Source organism: Leptolyngbya sp. UWPOB_LEPTO1 (assembly GCF_017302695.1).
GTDB classification, from domain to species: domain Bacteria; phylum Cyanobacteriota; class Cyanobacteriia; order Leptolyngbyales; family Leptolyngbyaceae; genus Leptolyngbya; species Leptolyngbya boryana.
The window spans coordinates 153,716-170,744 of record NZ_JAFLCJ010000003.1; the positions used below are offsets into that span (position 1 = coordinate 153,716).

General features: G+C 47.0%; 17 protein-coding genes. 10 read left to right on the forward strand and 7 right to left on the reverse strand.

Features of this window, described 5'->3' with window-relative positions; all coding sequences use genetic code 11:
* Nucleotides 1–67 precede the first annotated feature (67 nt).
* From J0L70_RS05990 to J0L70_RS06005, 4 genes are all read right to left on the reverse strand, one after another.
* Nucleotides 68–310, reverse strand: coding sequence for a DUF8620 family protein (locus tag J0L70_RS05990; RefSeq protein WP_017289475.1), 243 nt, complete (start codon nt 308–310; stop codon nt 68–70).
* 96 nt (nt 311–406) lie between these two features.
* A complete protein-coding gene (locus tag J0L70_RS05995) occupies nt 407–613 on the reverse strand; it encodes a hypothetical protein (RefSeq protein ID WP_017289476.1) in 207 nt (68 codons plus the stop codon).
* A 401-nt stretch (nt 614–1,014) separates the two neighbouring features.
* Nucleotides 1,015–1,437, reverse strand: coding sequence for a tetratricopeptide repeat protein (locus tag J0L70_RS06000; protein WP_190651193.1), 423 nt, complete (start codon nt 1,435–1,437; stop codon nt 1,015–1,017).
* 72 nt (nt 1,438–1,509) lie between these two features.
* On the reverse strand, nt 1,510–1,935 hold the full coding sequence (locus J0L70_RS06005) for a HesB/IscA family protein (RefSeq protein WP_287453549.1): 426 nt from the start codon (nt 1,933–1,935) through the stop codon (nt 1,510–1,512).
* Nucleotides 1,936–2,061: 126 nt separating this feature from the next.
* Between J0L70_RS06005 and J0L70_RS06010 the strand changes: the two genes are divergently transcribed.
* From J0L70_RS06010 to J0L70_RS06055, 10 genes are all read left to right on the forward strand, one after another.
* A complete protein-coding gene (locus J0L70_RS06010) occupies nt 2,062–3,681 on the forward strand; it encodes a DUF6930 domain-containing protein (protein ID WP_287453550.1) in 1,620 nt (539 codons plus the stop codon).
* 4 nt (nt 3,682–3,685) lie between these two features.
* Nucleotides 3,686–4,393, forward strand: coding sequence for a Uma2 family endonuclease (locus J0L70_RS06015; protein WP_242044412.1), 708 nt, complete (start codon nt 3,686–3,688; stop codon nt 4,391–4,393).
* Nucleotides 4,394–5,101: 708 nt separating this feature from the next.
* Nucleotides 5,102–5,395 (forward strand): non-specific DNA-binding protein Hbs, encoded by a 294-nt coding sequence (gene hbs, locus J0L70_RS06020; RefSeq protein ID WP_263970850.1) that lies wholly within the window; start codon nt 5,102–5,104, stop codon nt 5,393–5,395.
* Nucleotides 5,396–5,429: 34 nt separating this feature from the next.
* On the forward strand, nt 5,430–6,470 hold the full coding sequence (gene cobD, locus J0L70_RS06025) for a threonine-phosphate decarboxylase CobD (RefSeq protein ID WP_287453553.1): 1,041 nt from the start codon (nt 5,430–5,432) through the stop codon (nt 6,468–6,470).
* On the forward strand, nt 6,446–7,825 hold the full coding sequence (locus J0L70_RS06030; RefSeq protein ID WP_287453554.1) for an FAD-dependent oxidoreductase: 1,380 nt from the start codon (nt 6,446–6,448) through the stop codon (nt 7,823–7,825). Before cobD ends, J0L70_RS06030 begins: the two co-directional genes overlap by 25 nt.
* 167 nt (nt 7,826–7,992) lie before the next feature.
* Nucleotides 7,993–9,267, forward strand: coding sequence for a histidine--tRNA ligase (gene hisS / locus J0L70_RS06035; RefSeq protein ID WP_287453555.1), 1,275 nt, complete (start codon nt 7,993–7,995; stop codon nt 9,265–9,267).
* 29 nt (nt 9,268–9,296) lie between these two features.
* Complete coding sequence (locus J0L70_RS06040) at nt 9,297–10,250, forward strand: PhoH family protein (protein WP_017289486.1); 954 nt, start codon at nt 9,297–9,299, stop codon at nt 10,248–10,250.
* A complete protein-coding gene (locus J0L70_RS06045) occupies nt 10,231–10,422 on the forward strand; it encodes a hypothetical protein (RefSeq protein WP_287453558.1) in 192 nt (63 codons plus the stop codon). The genes J0L70_RS06040 and J0L70_RS06045 overlap by 20 nt, the downstream gene beginning before the upstream one ends.
* Nucleotides 10,415–11,788 (forward strand): GH1 family beta-glucosidase, encoded by a 1,374-nt coding sequence (locus tag J0L70_RS06050; RefSeq protein ID WP_287453560.1) that lies wholly within the window; start codon nt 10,415–10,417, stop codon nt 11,786–11,788. The genes J0L70_RS06045 and J0L70_RS06050 overlap by 8 nt, the downstream gene beginning before the upstream one ends.
* 3 nt (nt 11,789–11,791) lie before the next feature.
* On the forward strand, nt 11,792–12,214 hold the full coding sequence (locus J0L70_RS06055; RefSeq protein WP_287453561.1) for a hypothetical protein: 423 nt from the start codon (nt 11,792–11,794) through the stop codon (nt 12,212–12,214).
* Nucleotides 12,215–12,219: 5 nt separating this feature from the next.
* On the opposite strand, the gene J0L70_RS06060 is transcribed toward J0L70_RS06055, so the two are convergent.
* The 3 genes from J0L70_RS06060 to purL all read right to left on the reverse strand — a co-directional run bounded on the left by J0L70_RS06060 (nt 12,220) and on the right by purL (nt 16,942).
* Nucleotides 12,220–12,933, reverse strand: a complete 714-nt coding sequence (locus tag J0L70_RS06060; protein ID WP_287453562.1) for a hypothetical protein — start codon at nt 12,931–12,933, stop codon at nt 12,220–12,222.
* Nucleotides 12,934–13,039: 106 nt separating this feature from the next.
* Complete coding sequence (purF, locus tag J0L70_RS06065; RefSeq protein ID WP_190651177.1) at nt 13,040–14,521, reverse strand: amidophosphoribosyltransferase; 1,482 nt, start codon at nt 14,519–14,521, stop codon at nt 13,040–13,042.
* A gap of 93 nt (nt 14,522–14,614) precedes the next feature.
* Nucleotides 14,615–16,942: a phosphoribosylformylglycinamidine synthase subunit PurL gene (purL, locus tag J0L70_RS06070; RefSeq protein ID WP_287453563.1), complete on the reverse strand. Its 2,328-nt coding sequence runs from the start codon at nt 16,940–16,942 to the stop codon at nt 14,615–14,617.
* Nucleotides 16,943–17,029: the final 87 nt, after the last annotated feature.

The window sequence follows — 17,029 nt, forward strand, 5'->3', positions numbered from 1 at the left end:
AGACCGTGAAGCAACTGCCGCATGGGGAGTGGCTATCGCAATCGCAGGTTGGTGCTCGTGGGCTTAATTAATTTGGATTCAGGCGTTTCATCACCCAGCTACTTAATCCACTGATTAATGCGCCTGCCATCAAAATTCCTAACGCAGGTTGAACCACTGGAGTCCAGAGTGAAAGCCAAAGATTCAGCCCCAAAGGAAACTTTGCCGCATTGCCAATGAGCGCGATCGCAAACCAGCCAAAACACAGCAGCACAAAAAATAAATTCAGCATCAAGGCTGTATTCAGCCACTTAAAAACCGTTTCTTTCATCACCCAACACAATGCATCAGCGATTCTAACCCTAACAAAAATCGGGTTGAAACTGAAGACAGCACAACCCGATCGCACATTAAAAAAGTCAATACATTAGAGTTCATGAACCGATGGGAAATCCTTCTCGCGTGAAATTTGCAGATTCTCAGGATCGACGTAATGGCATACCGCATCATTCAAACAAATTACCGCCCAACCCGACTGGTGCATTTCCACTAATTGATATCCCGAAGCATGTTGTACGAAATAGCCTTTGTGATTGCGCGTTCCAGGTTTGACACCGACTCGATCGATAGACATGGTAATCCGCTCCTTAAGCTACAAGAAAATCGTCGATCGACACCCTAAAAAGCAATGAGAAAACGTGAGTTTAGTCTGCTAAACTAAACTCGCACACTGCGAAATAAAGCACGCAAGTTAATCTTTGACTTGCTCTCTGAAGTGACGAAAAGACTGTAAAAGACGAGGTATTTAACCTAGTCTTCAAATACTATCACTGTCTTTCTAAGTTTTCTATTAACTTATTTATGTTTGTATTACAACGATTAAAGTAATCTGTAGATTTTCAACTCAAAAATGCAACGATTTCGTCGCATTTATTCTGATGTTTGTAAATGCTCATTTACGAGCGCACAATTTCAATAAAAAAGAGCCAGAATTCACGTCTGACTCTACAAGAATGTGAAGAAAATTGAAGTAAATTAAGACTCAAATAGCCAGGCTTTGACGCGTTCCATACTTTTCCAACCTGGTTTTCTTGCCAATCCATCTTCAATATTTTGCTGAACTTCTTCGCGCAATTCTTCTACAGCAAAAACCAATTGCTGCGCCATTTCAACATGAGGTCTCACCCCAGGTTTAGACAAGTCCAACATTGCTAAGACTAAATTAATTCGAGCTTGAGCATCTTGTGGCACAAGTTTCACCGCTTTTTGCGCCGCAGGGAACGCTAAAGCGGGTTTATCTGCCAAAAGATAGAGCCATGCCAAGCAAGTCCAAGCTGCGCCCGTTTTACGAGAGCGATCGCAGATTTCTTTAAATACGGGAATCAACGTTTCAGGAGATTCCCCCGCTTTATAGCGCTCTAATCCTTCATCGAAAAGGGTTTCAACCGTTTGAGTCATGACAATTTACAACCAATAACAAAGTGGTTAGCAGCATTGCCACTAACCCCTAAGATCTAACAATTTATTAGTTTAAGCTGAGAATGATTTGCCGCAACCACAAGTTTGGTCAGCGTTGGGATTCGTAAATTGGAAGCCACCCCCAATCAAGGCAGTGCTGTAATCCAATTGCAATCCATATAAATAGAGCAGACTTTTTGGATCACAGACGACTTTGAAGCCATCGTAATCGTAAACGTGATCGTCGTCTCGAATATTGCTGGGATCTTCAAAGTCCATTGTGTAGGACATGCCAGAACAGCCACCGCCCCGCACACCTACGCGCAGGCAAAGATCTTTTCCTTGCTGTTCTCGAAGCGTGAGGACATGTTTAAGTGCGGCATCGGTCATCAGAATGCCGCGTTGGGGAGTTTTGGTTTCAGTTGCTTGTGTCATGAGAATTGCGATCGCTCCTGTAGAAAGGTGGAGAGGTGAAGTCCTTTGACCATTCACTTTCATCTTAGCAACTCTATGCCCGACGCGCCTTGGCAATAAACATTGCGGAACCTTAAGCGAATCGGTGCTGAGACAAGAGGAACAGACTAAGATAAAATCTACTGCTTCACCGTGTTCACTGGTTTGGTTATGACTGGTCTCAACCCCTCTACTTATCGTCGGCTGTTAGAGTTACCCCAAATCCAATCGGTGTGGGAAGGCGATCGCCGTGCGCTCTCGTCTGGTGTGCCGATCGAGGCAAATTGGTCTGATTCCAGTACACCCAGTGATGGCGAATGTATTCTCTGGGTGGATGGCTCGCAAGGGGTCGTCAGAGCGATGGATGTCGTGCCGCCAGAGACCGGACATGAAGCGATCGTCCGAACGTTGTTGCGGGCAATGGAACATCCGCATAGTCCAGCCAAGCCTGCCCGACCGCAGAAAATTGTCGTGCGCGATCGTGAAATCCTCTTCTATTTAAGAGGTGTGCTTCAAGATCTCGACATCGCACTTGATTACGTTCCCGATTTGCCATTAATTGATGAGATTTTTCGCGGTTTTCAGGATGCAACGAATTCTCGTCCGCCCTCTATTCCACCCCAATTTGCCGAGGAATTGTTAGCGAAAGCAGATGTGATCTGGGAAGACGCGCCTTGGTCAGTCTTGCCCGACCATAAAATCATTGAAATTGAGTTAAATCGATGGGATTTGGGCTGCGTCTATGCCTCAGTCATGGGCATGTTGGGCATGGAGTATGGAATTTTGCTCTATCGATCGCTCGATTCTCTGCGCCAATTTCGTCAGCGTGTGCTTTCTAACGATTCGATGGAGCGGATGGAAGAGGCATTTTTAGCCCAGGATTGTTTGTTTCTCACCTATGAAACCGAGGATGAAGACGACTTTGAGGACGAAGACGATTTAGATTTAGATCGCTTTGAGCCAATCTTGCAGCCTGTGTTTGGCAATTTACATCCGCTAGAAGGCATTCGATCGTTTCTTTACGATGAAGAAGCGATGGCATTCATCACCGTTTTAGAAGCGCTGCATCGGTTTTTGAAACAGCATCGCCGGAAGTTGATGAACGAGGATTTCCCGGCGCTCAGCAGCAAATTTAAAATTCCCGCTCCCGATGGCGACACAATTTCAGTCAAAGTGACAACGCTGCCAGAGGTTGCAGAAGAACTGTATGGAATGGTCGAGGACGAAGACGAGGATCTGAGCGCAATGCCAATCATTCGCGATGATCTCGTTCCTGAAAATTCGTTTCTCAGCTTAGGCGTTGTGCCGTGGGACATGGTGGAAATGATGCGATTGTCGGTTCAGCATTTCCAACTTGAAGCGCCAACTCAAGCCGGGGAAGGATTGCCGATTATTTTGATCCAAACGTCGCGTCCCAAAGCGAAACAGATGATCGAGGAAATTGAAGCCGCAGGTGGCTTGAACGGAATTTGCTTTAATCCTGGCTCTGATCCCTTTGTGGACGATCGCTATGATTTAGGGCTGCTGCAAACGCAGAATCAGGAACTTCATTTATTTGGCGAGTTTGAAGAAGACGATCCCACGCACGCCCAAGCCCGGAAAAAATGGGATCAGCGCTGTAAGAAAACCAAGGGAATTTGTGGCTTGCTGATTGCTAAAGGTTTGACCGGAGGCAGCCGGGGCAATCCAGGGCTAAAAGACATGATGGCGCTCTATGAAGTGAGATCGCTGACCTCAGAAGATCTCGGCTTAGGTACGTTAGAACGCAAATTTGCAATTGATGGATTCTAAACTTATGGTTTCTGACATCAAAGCAGACCTAACTTACCCGGAAAGCGACGGCAAGCCAATGTCGGATAATACCAAGCAGTTTGAATGGATTGTTTTGATCAAAAAGAATCTCGATCTTCTATTTCAGAACTATCCGAATATTTTTGTTGCAGGCGATTTGCTCTGGTATCCAGTCGAAGGCAAAGCCAATATTCGAGTTGCACCGGATGCGATGGTTGTTTTTGGCAGACCGAAAGGTGATCCGTTTGGAGTCAAAGGGGCAGCACGGGGCGCTTATGTCCAGCACCGAGAAGGCAACATTCCGCCTCAAGTGGTGTTCGAGATTTTGTCTCCAAGCAACACACAGAAGGAGATGGATCAAAAATTATTGTTCTACGATCGCTATGAGGTTGAAGAATACTATCTCTACGATCCAGACACAAACCGATTGCGCGGTTGGCTCAGAACTGATATTTCACTTGAAGAGATTGACGATTTTCCAAATTATGTCAGTCCTCGTTTGGGGATTTGGTTTGATGTCACGGTCAATCCAATGCAGATTTACCGCCCAAATGGTGAAAAGTTCTTAAGTTATGACGAACTCGATCGAGAACTTCAACAGGTTCGGCAACAAGTAGAACAAGCTCAGCAACAGGCAGAACAAGCTCAGCAACGAGCCAATCAACTTGCAGAACGATTGCGGCAGATGGGAGTCGATCCAGATCAGATTTAAGAAGAGAGCTACTCATCCACTGCATTTAAGTAGGGAGGTGAAATGAATTGAAAGATAGCTGCTCTCGTTTGCGTCCCGCCCCGGAATGGAATTCCAGGGCTAACGGTGCGAACTGGGTTGAAACCCACTGAAGAAGGCGTTTTCTATCGGCTGTTAGTCCCAGAGTGGACTTCGCAGCGTTAGCCCCGAATTCATTCCGGGGCGGGTGAGCAACGAAGCGAGAGAACTTGCCGAACTGATGTTGAATTACACCCACCTACTTACTTTTCGGAAGGGCGAGATGGAAATCAGCAACTATAGATTTCAGATTTTCCCTATCTCTCCACTCCTCACTCCCAACTTCCCACTCCAATCGATCGCTGATTTGCCAATAAATTTTGCGCCGAGCTTGTCTCACGTGAGACTGAAACCTTGAGAATCAAGATCGCGCTCGATCGCTGATGAATATTGCAAAATCGTTAAACTTCAGCAACGTTTGATCAGGAAATCTGATTTTTTGGGTACAAATACTCAGCTAAAACTGAAAAAATAGAAAAAAGTTCCTAAAATCCATACAAATTAGTCGTTTCGGACGTTCACTTTTTTGAAACAGACTATAGAATGAGCAATTGAAATTTCGAGAGAATCGGAGTTTCAGCCGATCTGAATTCGATCTTCGGCATTCGACAAAACAGTCTCATTTGAGACAAACAAAACATTCATCACTCTCTGAGGAGAAAGGCTATGAACAAAGGTGAACTCGTTGATGCAGTGGCAGAAAAAGCAAGTGTCACGAAAAAGCAAGCTGATGCAGTCTTGTCCGCAGCGATCGAAACGATCGTTGAGGCAGTTTCGTCAGGTGATAAAGTGACCTTGGTTGGTTTTGGCTCGTTTGAATCCCGCGAACGTAAAGCGCGCGAAGGACGTAACCCCAAAACTGGCGATAAGATGGAAATCCCTGCAACTCGCGTGCCTGCATTTTCGGCAGGTAAACTGTTCAAAGAAAAAGTTGCTCCGGAATAAGTTTCAATCCGATAGAAACAGGCAGGTAAAATCATTGGCTCGTCCAGCACATGGGGGAAATTTATCTTGGGCAGCACGTCTCGCTGGCTGTTCCCCCAATGCAATTCTTGATTTTTCTGCCAGTATTAACCCGTTAGGAACACCGCGATCGGCAATTGAAGCGATCCAAGCTGCATTGCCTTTACTGCGGGATTATCCCGATCCGAATTATCAGCAGGTGAGATCGATGCTAGCTCAGATCCACCAGCTTTCCCCGGATTGGATTCTTCCCGGTAATGGTTCTGCTGAGTTGCTCACCTGGGCGTGTTGGGATTTAGCAGAATTGGCGAACACCGTTTTGTTTGTTCCAGCGTTTGGGGACTATTTCCGCGCATTGAAAGCCTTTGGTGCTGAGATAAAAACATGTCCAATTGGGGCAGATCTCCTAGGAAATGCAGGTCTATTGCTGAATAATCCACACAATCCCACAGGGAAACTGTTTGATCGATCGTGGATTTTAGAGAAGCTGCACCGATTTGAACTGGTGGTTGTCGATGAAGCCTTTATGGATTTCTTGCCGCCCGACCAATCGCAAAGTTTGATTGGAGACGTGCAAGAGTATCCAAATTTAGTGATTTTACGATCGCTGACAAAGTTTTACAGTTTGCCAGGATTACGATTTGGCTATGCAATTGCTCATCCGGATCGCTTGAAAACTTGGCAAGAGCGGCGTGATCCGTGGTCAGTGAATATTTTGGCAGCAAAAGCAGCAGAAGCCGTGCTCCAAGATATTGAGTTCCAGAAACAAACATTTGACTGGCTACAAGCAGCACGTCCACAGCTATTTGAAGGATTAAACCAAATTCCAGGCTTATCTCCACACCTCGGAGCCGCGAATTTCTATTTAGTCAAATCCGAGTGTTCAGTTTCACAACTACAGAAAGACCTGCTCGAACACGATAAGATGCTTATTCGAGATTGTCTTAGTTTTCCGGAATTAGGCGATCGCTATTTTCGAGTTGCAGTACGCCTCACCTCGGAAAATCAACGATTGATCGATGGGCTAAGCACATGTCTGCTGAATATGATGTCGTAATCCTTGGATACTCAGAAACTGGAATTTATGCTGCGATCGCAGCAGCACGAAAGCGTGCCAGAGTCGCAATTGTGGCGCAAAATTGTCAGCCAAAATTTCCCCACGTGCATATTCTCTCCAACTTGACTAAGAAGTTGGATCAAGTGAATCGTTCCCGTTCTTTTTTTAATTCTGAGGTGCGATCGCTTTCGTTTGAATCGATCCAGCACTACATGAATGTGGTGGATCGATCGCATCAAGAATTCTATGACCCGGCAAAATTAGCTACTTTAGGGATTGAATTTATCCCAGGTGCAGGCGAGTTCTGTCGCAAGCCACAGACCGGATTTGTCGTAAATGGGAGACTTTTGAGATCATCCGCCTATTTGATTGCAAAAGATTATCGATCTGCCATTCCTGATCCACCTGGCTTATCAAGTGTTAATTATCTGACGGCGGATCAGCTTTTACTCAGAGTGCCAGAATCGATCGCAATTATTGGCGATGATCCAATTGGGATAGAGTTTGCGCAGCTCTATGCCCGCTTGGGGTCGCGAGTCACGATGCTGCTGCGTCAACCTCATTTGCTGACGATGGCTGATCCAGAAGCCGCTTTCTTAGTTCAAGCGGCTCTAGAAGCTGAAGGGATTCGCATCATTAATGCGCTGCATATCAAGCAAATTCAGCAAGTGGGTCCAAAAAAAGCGATCGAGATTGAGAACTATACAATCGAGGCAGATGAATTACTTGTCACGGTTGGTTGGCAACCTATGATCTCAGATCTGAATCTCGAAGCAATGGAGATTTACGAACCGATCCAACTCAACGATCGCTTACAAACCAATCATCCGCGAGTTTATTGGATCGCGCATCCAGTGCAATCGATCGCCCGCTATCAAACGGATGTGGTGCTGAAAAATCTGACATCTCTACCGATTTTCAAAGTAGATTACGATCGAGCAATTCAATCCGTGGCGACTGAACCTGAATGTGCATGGATTGGCTTAAACGAGTCGCAAGCGCATCGACGTTATCGTAAAGATGTTTTGGTCTTGCGGCAACCGTTTAGCCCCTTGATGCAGGCACAAATCACCGGAGAGACAACAGGGCTGTGTAAGTTGATTGTGCGGCGGAGTGGTGAGATTTTAGGGGCGCATATTGTCGGATCGGGAGCGATCGAGATGATCAATGCAATTTCCCTGGCAATGTCCGAGAATTTGAAGGTGCAATGCTTCGAGCGATTTTCTCCTGCGTCTCCTGCCATGTCAGAAGTATTGCGTAATGCGGCTCAAGAATGGCAAGCCTCAACCCGCAATCAGTTCTTACAGGATTTGCGAGAAAGTTATTTGGCTTGGCAGCGAGGACGGGTGAAGTAGTTGTCAATTTATTGTGTTCAACTACTAGACACGCCTATTTACACACCGAACAGGATTGACGAAAGTGTAAACCGGGCAAGGAATTGTCATAAGATATGTCAGGAATTAGCGCTAATCTCTGACTGCTAGGGAATTTCGCGAGTGAGTTAAACGGATCAAGTTTTGATATGAGTATTCAAGCGACTCGCGGAACGCGAGATATTTTGCCAGAAGAAATTAGTAATTGGCAGCGAGTAGAAGCGATCGCACGAGAGATTTTAGGGCGAGCAGCGTATCAAGAAATTCGCACCCCGATTTTTGAACAAACCGATCTGTTTGAACGTGGCATTGGTGAGACAACTGATGTTGTCGGAAAAGAGATGTACACCTTCAAAGACAGAGGCGATCGCTCAATTACCTTACGCCCCGAAGGAACAGCAGGTGTAGTGCGTAGCTATATCGAACATGGAATGCACACTCAAGGAGATGTGCAGCGTTTATGGTATTTAGGCGCGATGTTTCGGTATGAGCGTCCGCAAGCGGGTCGGCAACGGCAGTTTCATCAATTGGGCGTTGAGGTTTTAGGCAGTGCAGATGCAAGAGCAGATGCAGAAGCAATCGCGATCGCATCAGATATTCTGCAATCAGTTGGCTTGAAGAATCTCACCTTGCAATTGAATTCGATCGGAGATGCCAACGATCGTCAAGCGTATCGAACTGCATTGATTGAATATCTCACTCCGCACCAAGAGAAACTTGATTCAGATTCTCAAACTCGGCTGACTAAGAATCCTTTGAGAATTTTGGACTCTAAAGACAAACAAACCCAAGAGATTCTACAGGGTGCGCCGAGTATTTTGGATTATCTCAGTTCAGAATCGCAGCAAAGATTCGATCGCGTTCAAGCCTTACTCCAAGATTTAGGTATTGCTTGTAATATCAATGCTCGGCTTGTGCGTGGATTAGATTACTACACGCATACTGTGTTTGAAATTCAGTCCGATGATTTGGGGGCACAAGCGACTGTCTGTGCTGGCGGAAGATATGACGGATTAGTTTCACAGTTAGGCGGAGCAGAAACGCCTGCGGTCGGTTGGGCAATGGGATTAGAGCGATTAGTGATCTTATTGCAGCAAATTCAGCAATCTGTTGTAAATCCTGTTGATCTCTATGTTGTCTCGCGTGGCGAAAAAGCTGAAGCTCAAGCGTTGAACCTTGCTCACTCTTTGCGTCGTTCTGGCTTTACCGTGAAGTTAGACATGAGCGGCAGCGCCTTTGGAAAACAGTTTAAGCGTGCCGATCGATCGGGTGCGATCGCATGTTTGATTCTCGGAGATTCAGAAGCGGAAAATGGCACGGCTCAATTGAAATGGTTAAAATCTGGAGCGCAAAGCGAGATCACCCAATCTGAATTGATGAATAATCCTGCAACACTACGGCAACAATTCGAGGAAAACGCCTAGACTGAGACAGAGTACTTATTTAGGATTGCATGGTCGAAACCATTACGTTCTCACTGCCGAATCCAGAAAGTGCGATCGCGCTTTCTGGCAATCAAGAAGACAATTTGAAAACGCTGGCTCATCAGACTGGCGCAAAGCTGGTGATGCGCGGTCAAGATCTCCTGATTACGGGAACCAAAAATCAGGTCGATCTGGTCAAACGGCTGATCGAATCGCTGGCAGATACGTGGAGCAAAGGACAAGCGGTTTCTAGTGTCGATATTCTCACGGCTCGACATGCGCTCGATACGCATCAAGAAGGCGAATTGCAGACGATTCAGCAGGATGTGTTAGGTCGAACTCGACGCGGCGAAGCGATTCGAGCTAAAACATTTCGGCAACGGCAGTACATTCAAGCCATTCGATCGCATGATCTGACGTTTTGTATTGGACCTGCCGGAACAGGAAAAACGTATCTTGCAGCAGTCATGGCGATTCAAGCGCTCTTGTCGAATCAATATGAGCGCTTGATTCTGACTCGTCCTGCTGTGGAAGCGGGGGAAAGATTAGGCTTCTTGCCCGGAGACTTGCAGCAGAAAATTGATCCATATCTGCGACCGCTTTATGATGCGCTTTATGAATTTGTCGAACCGGAGAAGATCGGCGGTTTGATGGAGCGCGGAATTATTGAAGTGGCTCCGATCGCTTATATGCGCGGTCGAACTTTAAACAATGCTTTTGTGATCATTGACGAAGCACAAAACACCACACCAGCGCAAATGAAAATGCTGCTGACTCGACTTGGATTTAAATCGAAAATGGTGGTCACAGGCGATCTGACTCAAACCGATTTGCCGATGCATCAAGAATCGGGTTTAGCAATGGCACAGAAGATTTTGAAACCGATCGAGTCGATCGCATTCTGTAATCTCTCGAAAGGAGATGTTGTGCGCCATTCACTTGTTCAAAAAATTGTCGAAGCTTATGAACGCTACGAAACTTGATACGCTGGCTGTGATTGTCAAAGTCATGGTCGCATCTTTAATCTTGTCGATCGTGATTAAATATCTCGCTCCATTTGCAGAGATTCCGCCCACGACATTGAATGTATTATTTGCAGTGTTATCTCCGACTGTAATTTTAGCGATCGTTCTTTTACTCAATCAACATGACTAGCCAGCAATTTCCAACCGGATTTCAGTGGGGAACCGCGACTGCTGCCTATCAGATTGAAGGCGCAGTCGATCGCGATGGACGTAAGCCCAGCGTTTGGGATACATTCAGCGCGACCAAAGGCAGAACGTTTCAAGGACAGACGGGCGCGATCGCTTGTGAACATTACGATCGCTACAAAGACGACATCAAACTGATGTCAGAACTGGGAGTCCAGACCTATCGATTTAGTATTTCCTGGTCTCGAATTGTGCCCGACGGACGCGGTGCTGTGAATCAGGCAGGGCTTGATTTTTATCGCAGATTAGTTGATTGTTTGCTCGATCACGGCATTACCCCCTACGCCACGTTATTTCATTGGGACAGTCCCCAAGCATTAGAAACGAAATACGGCTCCTGGCGCAGTCGAGAAATGGCGCAAGACTTTGCAGAGTATGTGAAAGTCGTGGTGTCAAACTTGGGCGATCGCATTACAAACTGGATGACGCTGAATGAGATCACCTGCTTTACCCACATGGGATATGGCGTAGGAAAAACGCCTCAACATGCTCCTGGAACTAAGGTGGGATCGAAAAAAGAAGTGTGGCAAACCTCGCATCATGCCTTACTTGCCCATGGATTAGCGTGTCAGGCGATTCGTGCTAATTCTCCGAAATCTTGCTCGATCGGGCTAGTCGATAATTTTGGTGTAACAGTTCCGCTTTATGAATCTCCCGAACATATCGAAGCTGCAAAGAAAGCATTTCCTTATCACGCTGGCAATGGTGGCATTATCTATCCAGCATTGACAGGTGAATATAGTTCCGCATTGTTAGAACAATTGAAAAATGATGCTCCAGATATTCGAGACAGTGATCTCCAAACGATTCATCAACCTCTCGATTTTCTGGGATTAAATATTTACACCGGAACTTACATTCGGGCTGCTGACAATTGGCAAGGCTGTGAATGGATTAACTTTCCGAAAAACTATCCAGCCTTGAATATGCCTTGGTTGCAGATTGTGCCAGAGTGTTTGTATTGGGGAATTCGCCATGTGAGCGAAACGTTGAATCGTCCTGATTTAGCGCTCTTTATTACAGAAAATGGATGTGCCGCTCAAGATGAACTGACCTCTCAGGGAGAAGTGTTTGATCTCGATCGTATTCTTTACCTGCGTCAGCATTTGCAAAGCGTCCATCGAGCCGCGATCGAAGGCTATCCGATTTTGGGCTACTTTATCTGGAGCTTTATGGACAATTTTGAATGGTCATACGGCTACGATAAACGCTTTGGAATTACCTATGTCGATTACAAGACTCAGCAGAGAATCCCGAAATCGAGTTATCACTGGTACGCTGAGTGTATTCGTCAAAATCGAGTGGTCTAATCCATGCTTGTGAGAAAGTTTCCTTGGCTTTCAGCATCGCTGCTCTTGATCGCTTATGCGATCTTTAGCAAATTGATCATCACAACTTCGCATCTTTGGTCGTCCATCATTTCTGCTGCAATTTTGGGCGTTTTCCTCGCACTGATGTTGATGAGTCCCCTCACAAACTCTGAAAAGATCCTGACCAAATGGTTTCGCTCGGACACGATCGCATTTCTGTCATTGCTCATGCTCGCAGCCTTTGCCTCGATCTTGCTCAACTGGTTTAAAATTTTCATCCCAGTGATTATGGTTCTGTGTGCAGAAGCATTAGTACGCATTGATCTCCAAACAGCAGAATTCAGCTATTTTTCATCTTTAGCAGTCCTGATCATTGTTACATGGATGGGACTGGGACTCGGTTGGGTCATGGCAATGTATATGTAGCATTGTTAGCGATCGTAAAACAATCGCGCATCCAAACTGCCGCGCTCTCGCAAATACTGAACGACCTGTTCTGCCTCGCTGCGATTGGCAAAAGGACCGACTGCGAGATGTAAGCCGCGAGGACGATCGCGCAATTGCAAGATAGATTGCGTCACTCCTAAACGCACAGCACGCTCTCGATATTCCTCAACTTCACTACGATTCCCAGGCACAATCGCATAGTAACCGCGCTGAGGTGCCGAGGGTTCAAAGTTTGATTGCGGCGATCTCGTTGAGATTCGAGCTTCAAGTCCCTGGGCTGCGAATCTTGAAAGCTGCTGACGAGCTTTCATTTCATCCGTAAACAGTCCTGCTTGAATCACCCGTCGCCCTGCAAGGTTCTGAAAAAAAGCATCCGGCTGAATCATCCTTGCCTGCTGCAAGATGAATGGACTGGCGCTATCGATGTAGATCCGGAACTGACCCCTGATCGGCTGCACTGAGTTGATGCGAGGAGCATAGACTCGATCATTGGGTGCTGGAGGACTATCAGGTATCCGAGGGGGGACAATGATCGGTGCAGGATTGACAGAGGGTAAAGGCGCACTGGGAGGAAAGACAGGAACATTTGGGGGGGGTGGTAAGGTCTGGGATTGCACCTGTACCTCAGATGCGGCAAAAAATCCGCCTAACAATCCAATTACAACAAGATTCCCAGCGAGCCTAAATTGAACTTGCATAGATGCCGACTGTCACTACGAATTGTTGGTCAGTGTACCATGCAGATTCTCGATCAAGAAAGATTTTAACTACTCTGAGGTTGCACAAACCTCAGAGTAGGTTGCTTTATTTTGCAGCTTTTTCCAGCATCAACTTCGATCGCTTAATCGTCTCCGGAATCGCGATCGGATAGTCTCCGGTAAAACATGCTGAACAGAATTCCTCTGGGTTCTCGCGGGTTGCAGTTAACATCCCTTCCCAACTGAGATACTGCAATGAATCTACTTCGATCTGCTTCGCAATTTCCTCGATCGATTTTGTTGCTGCAATCAGATGATCCTGACTGTCAGTATCAATGCCATAGAAGCAAGGATGCGTCACAGGCGGCGAAGAAATCCGCATATGTACCTCGATCGCTCCTGCATCGCGCAAGGTTCTCACAATCTTGCGGCTGGTGGTTCCGCGCACGATCGAATCATCGACAATGATCACCCGCTTTCCAGCAAGTACATCTTTGAGCGGATTGAGCTTCATGCGAATTCCGGCTTCTCGCATCCCTTGAGTCGGTTGAATGAAAGTCCGACCAACATAGCGATTTTTGATCAAACCTTCTGCATAAGGAATTCCAGACGTTTGAGAAAACCCGATCGCAGCAGGAACGCCCGAATCCGGCACAGCAATCACAATGTCAGCATCAACATTCGATTCTGCTGCTAATTGCCGCCCGATCCGCAACCGATAGCTATACAACGTTTCATCGTGCATCACACTATCGGGACGCGCAAAGTAGATCATTTCAAAAATGCACAACTTGCGCACAGGCTGTTCTGCCCACATAATCGACTCAATGCCATTTTCGGTAATCCAGACCAGTTCACCGGGTTGAACATCTCGAACGTAATCGGCTCCAATAATATCGAGTCCGCAAGTTTCTGAAGCCAGCACATATCGCAAGGGCTGATCGTGAGATTCTTGTGCCAATGTTCCTAACACTAGCGGGCGCACCCCATTGGGATCACGAGTGCCAATCATGCCGTCTGGAGTCCCGATCGCTAAACTAAATGCACCTTGACAGCGTTTGAACGCATTGATTGCTCCCTTCACCCAATCGTTGCCTCGATTCACTTCTTCAGCGATCGCTAATGCAATTGCTTCGGAGTCGGTTGTGGTGATGAAGTCATGATTCGTCTCAGCTAGCTCGGCTCTGAGTTCGCTGGTATTCACCAAATTTCCATTGTGTGCTAACGCTAGCGTTCCCAATCGTGATTTTGCGAGTGCAGGCTGAGCATTAACCACGCGACTCGATCCCGTTGTCGAATAGCGTGTATGCCCGATCGCTAAATATCCTGGCAAATCCTTGAGTTTGGTTTCATTAAAGACTTGCGAAACCAACCCCATATCCTTGTGGAGATGAATTACATCTCCTTCCTCAAACGTAGCAATTCCGGCAGATTCCTGACCGCGATGCTGTAGCGCAAACAGCCCAAAATAGGCAAGATTTGCGACAGGCTCGCCTGGAGCAAAAACCCCAAACACCCCGCAAGCTTCTTCCGGTTTGTCGGGACGTTGCTCAGCAGGATCTACAGAAAACGTGTCATCAGGCAACATAGGCTTGGTTTTGCGTAGTTAGACAGCAATCGGAACGCTAAGAATTTTCCCAATCCTTAACATTGTCTTAAATATCTCACACAACGGTTCGGACTATTCGTTAGGGTCAAGTCCGTTCTCGATCGCACTTGACCATTCTGCGAATAGTTCTGAGATCCTAGCGTCGATAACTAGGTTTTGGGCGATCGATATTTTCAAGGAATCCCCACCTACACTTCCTAGTTTTCGCCAATGGTCGCCGACTTCTTTTTGAAGAACCGCTTCCCATTCTGCAACCGAGTCAGCTTGAACCGAAACTAAAATTCTCGCTCCTCCTTCTCCAAATAAGACTTGATCCAGTCGCGAGTCGGTTGCAGCAAGGTCGATCGTGGCTCCAAGTTGATTGCCAAAGCACGATTCAGCAAGTGCGATCGCGATTCCTCCTTCTGCACAGTCATGTGCGGATTGAATCAAACCGCTGCGAATCCCTGATCTCACAACGGCTTGCACTTTTCGCTCTAAGTCAAAATCCACGATCGGGGGCTTTCCGGCAATGGTTTGATGCACGATCGCTAAATATTCTGATCCACCCAACGTCAACGCATCGGAACCGAGTAAGTAAATGACATCGCCGTTTTGTTTCCAGCTTTGTCCAGCAATGCGATCGAGGTTGGGAATAAATCCGACCATTCCCACAACTGGAGTCGGATAAATTGGCTCGGGGTTGCCCTGAGAATCGAGGGTCTCGTTGTATAGCGAAACGTTGCCGCCAGTGACGGGAGTTTCAAATTCTCGGCAGGCTTCGGACAATCCGCGACACGCTTCTGCCAGTTGCCAATATCCGATCGGCTTTTCTGGACTACCAAAATTTAAGTTATCGGTAATTGCGATCGGATCTGCACCAACACAACTCAGATTTCTCGCTGCTTCTGCAACTGCCGCTTTTGCACCTTCATAAGGATGCAAGTAAACATAGCGAGGATTGCAATCAACGGTTGCTGCAACGCCCTTCGTGAGTGCAGCCGGATTCGGTGTCACCGATGAGGACGTGGAATCTGCTAACGGTCGAACTCTGACGACTGCGGCATCTGCGCCACCAGGAAGTAAAACGGTATTGTTTTGAACTTGGTGATCGTATTGGCGATAGACCCACTGTTTCGATGCGATCGTTGGTGACTTCAGAACTTTTCCCAAAACCTCATTCCAACTGTGACCCAGAATGCCTTGAGTTGTAGCATCCGGCAAACTCTCAACTGTCCAAGCCCAAGCTTTTTGAGCATATTCAGGCGGTTCGCTGAGCAATTCGCGATGGTAAATCGGCGTATTGTCGGCAAGAGCGGTTGCGGGAATTTCGGCAGCAATTTCACCTTGGAAGAGAATTCTGACGATCGATTCTTCGATCACTTTCCCCGCGACAACTGCATGTAGTCCCCACTTCTCGAAAATATCAATCAGTTCTTGTTCTCTTCCTTTCTCTGCAACAAACAGCATTCGCTCTTGCGATTCAGAAAGTAAATACTCATACGGAACCATTCCGGTTTCTCGAACTGGGATCAAATCGAGATCCAATTCGATGCCCACTCCCCCTTTTGCCGCCATTTCGGAAGTTGAACAGGTAATTCCTGCGGCTCCCATATCTTGAGCCGCAACGACTGCACCTGTTTTAAATGCTTCTAGGCAAGCTTCAATCAAAGACTTCTCTAAGAACGGATCTCCAACTTGCACAGCGGGTCGATCGTCCATCGATTCATCACTCAACTCGGCACTCGCAAAGCTTGCTCCACCCATGCCATCGCGTCCGGTCGTCGATCCCACATATAAAACTGGATTTCCCAAACCCTTCGCACCTGATTTGACGATCTCAGTCGTTTCCATCAATCCCAATGCCATCACGTTGACTAGGGGATTTCCTGAATAAGCTCGATCGAAGTAAACTTCTCCGCCGACCGTGGGAACCCCGACGCAATTCCCGTAATGGGAGATCCCAGCGACGACACCATTGACAATCCGACGTGTGCGAGCATCCTCTAACGATCCAAATCTCAACGAGTTTAAAAGCGCGATCGGGCGTGCCCCCATCGTAAAAATATCTCGCAGAATCCCGCCTACCCCGGTTGCTGCGCCTTGAAAAGGTTCGACTGCCGATGGGTGATTATGCGACTCAATCTTAAATGCCAACTGCAACCCGTCGCCCAAATCAACGACTCCTGCATTCTCACCGGGGCCGACTAAAACTCGTGCTCCTTCCGTCGGAAACTGCTTCAACAATGGACGCGAATTTTTATAGCAACAATGCTCCGACCACATCACCCCGAACATTCCCAGTTCAGCTTTATTTGGATGGCGACCGAGCCGATGCACAATCTCTTCATACTCTTCGGGCTGAATCCCTTCAGATGCAATTTCGGCAGCGGAGAACGGCGCAGATGACAGGACAGACATAAACCCTAGCCTGGAAAGAACAGGTACTTATTCTATGGCAAGGCAGACGAGTTTGCGTGAATTCTCGATCGAGTTAAAGATTGACAA

Excerpts from the sequence above, each read along its gene's own strand:
- J0L70_RS05990 (WP_017289475.1), bottom strand. The coding sequence starts at position 310 with ATGAAAGAAACGGTTTTTAAGTGGCTGAATACAGCCTTGATGCTGAAT.
- J0L70_RS05995 (WP_017289476.1), bottom strand. The coding sequence starts at position 613 with ATGTCTATCGATCGAGTCGGTGTCAAACCTGGAACGCGCAATCACAAA.
- J0L70_RS06000 (WP_190651193.1), bottom strand. The coding sequence starts at position 1,437 with ATGACTCAAACGGTTGAAACCCTTTTCGATGAAGGATTAGAGCGCTAT.
- J0L70_RS06005 (WP_287453549.1), bottom strand. The coding sequence starts at position 1,935 with ATGAAAGTGAATGGTCAAAGGACTTCACCTCTCCACCTTTCTACAGGA.
- J0L70_RS06010 (WP_287453550.1), top strand. The coding sequence starts at position 2,062 with ATGACTGGTCTCAACCCCTCTACTTATCGTCGGCTGTTAGAGTTACCC.
- J0L70_RS06015 (WP_242044412.1), top strand. The coding sequence starts at position 3,686 with ATGGTTTCTGACATCAAAGCAGACCTAACTTACCCGGAAAGCGACGGC.
- J0L70_RS06030 (WP_287453554.1), top strand. The coding sequence starts at position 6,446 with ATGTCTGCTGAATATGATGTCGTAATCCTTGGATACTCAGAAACTGGA.
- hisS (WP_287453555.1), top strand. The coding sequence starts at position 7,993 with ATGAGTATTCAAGCGACTCGCGGAACGCGAGATATTTTGCCAGAAGAA.
- J0L70_RS06040 (WP_017289486.1), top strand. The coding sequence starts at position 9,297 with ATGGTCGAAACCATTACGTTCTCACTGCCGAATCCAGAAAGTGCGATC.
- J0L70_RS06045 (WP_287453558.1), top strand. The coding sequence starts at position 10,231 with ATGAACGCTACGAAACTTGATACGCTGGCTGTGATTGTCAAAGTCATG.
- J0L70_RS06050 (WP_287453560.1), top strand. The coding sequence starts at position 10,415 with ATGACTAGCCAGCAATTTCCAACCGGATTTCAGTGGGGAACCGCGACT.
- J0L70_RS06055 (WP_287453561.1), top strand. The coding sequence starts at position 11,792 with ATGCTTGTGAGAAAGTTTCCTTGGCTTTCAGCATCGCTGCTCTTGATC.
- J0L70_RS06060 (WP_287453562.1), bottom strand. The coding sequence starts at position 12,933 with ATGCAAGTTCAATTTAGGCTCGCTGGGAATCTTGTTGTAATTGGATTG.
- purF (WP_190651177.1), bottom strand. The coding sequence starts at position 14,521 with ATGTTGCCTGATGACACGTTTTCTGTAGATCCTGCTGAGCAACGTCCC.
- purL (WP_287453563.1), bottom strand. The coding sequence starts at position 16,942 with ATGTCTGTCCTGTCATCTGCGCCGTTCTCCGCTGCCGAAATTGCATCT.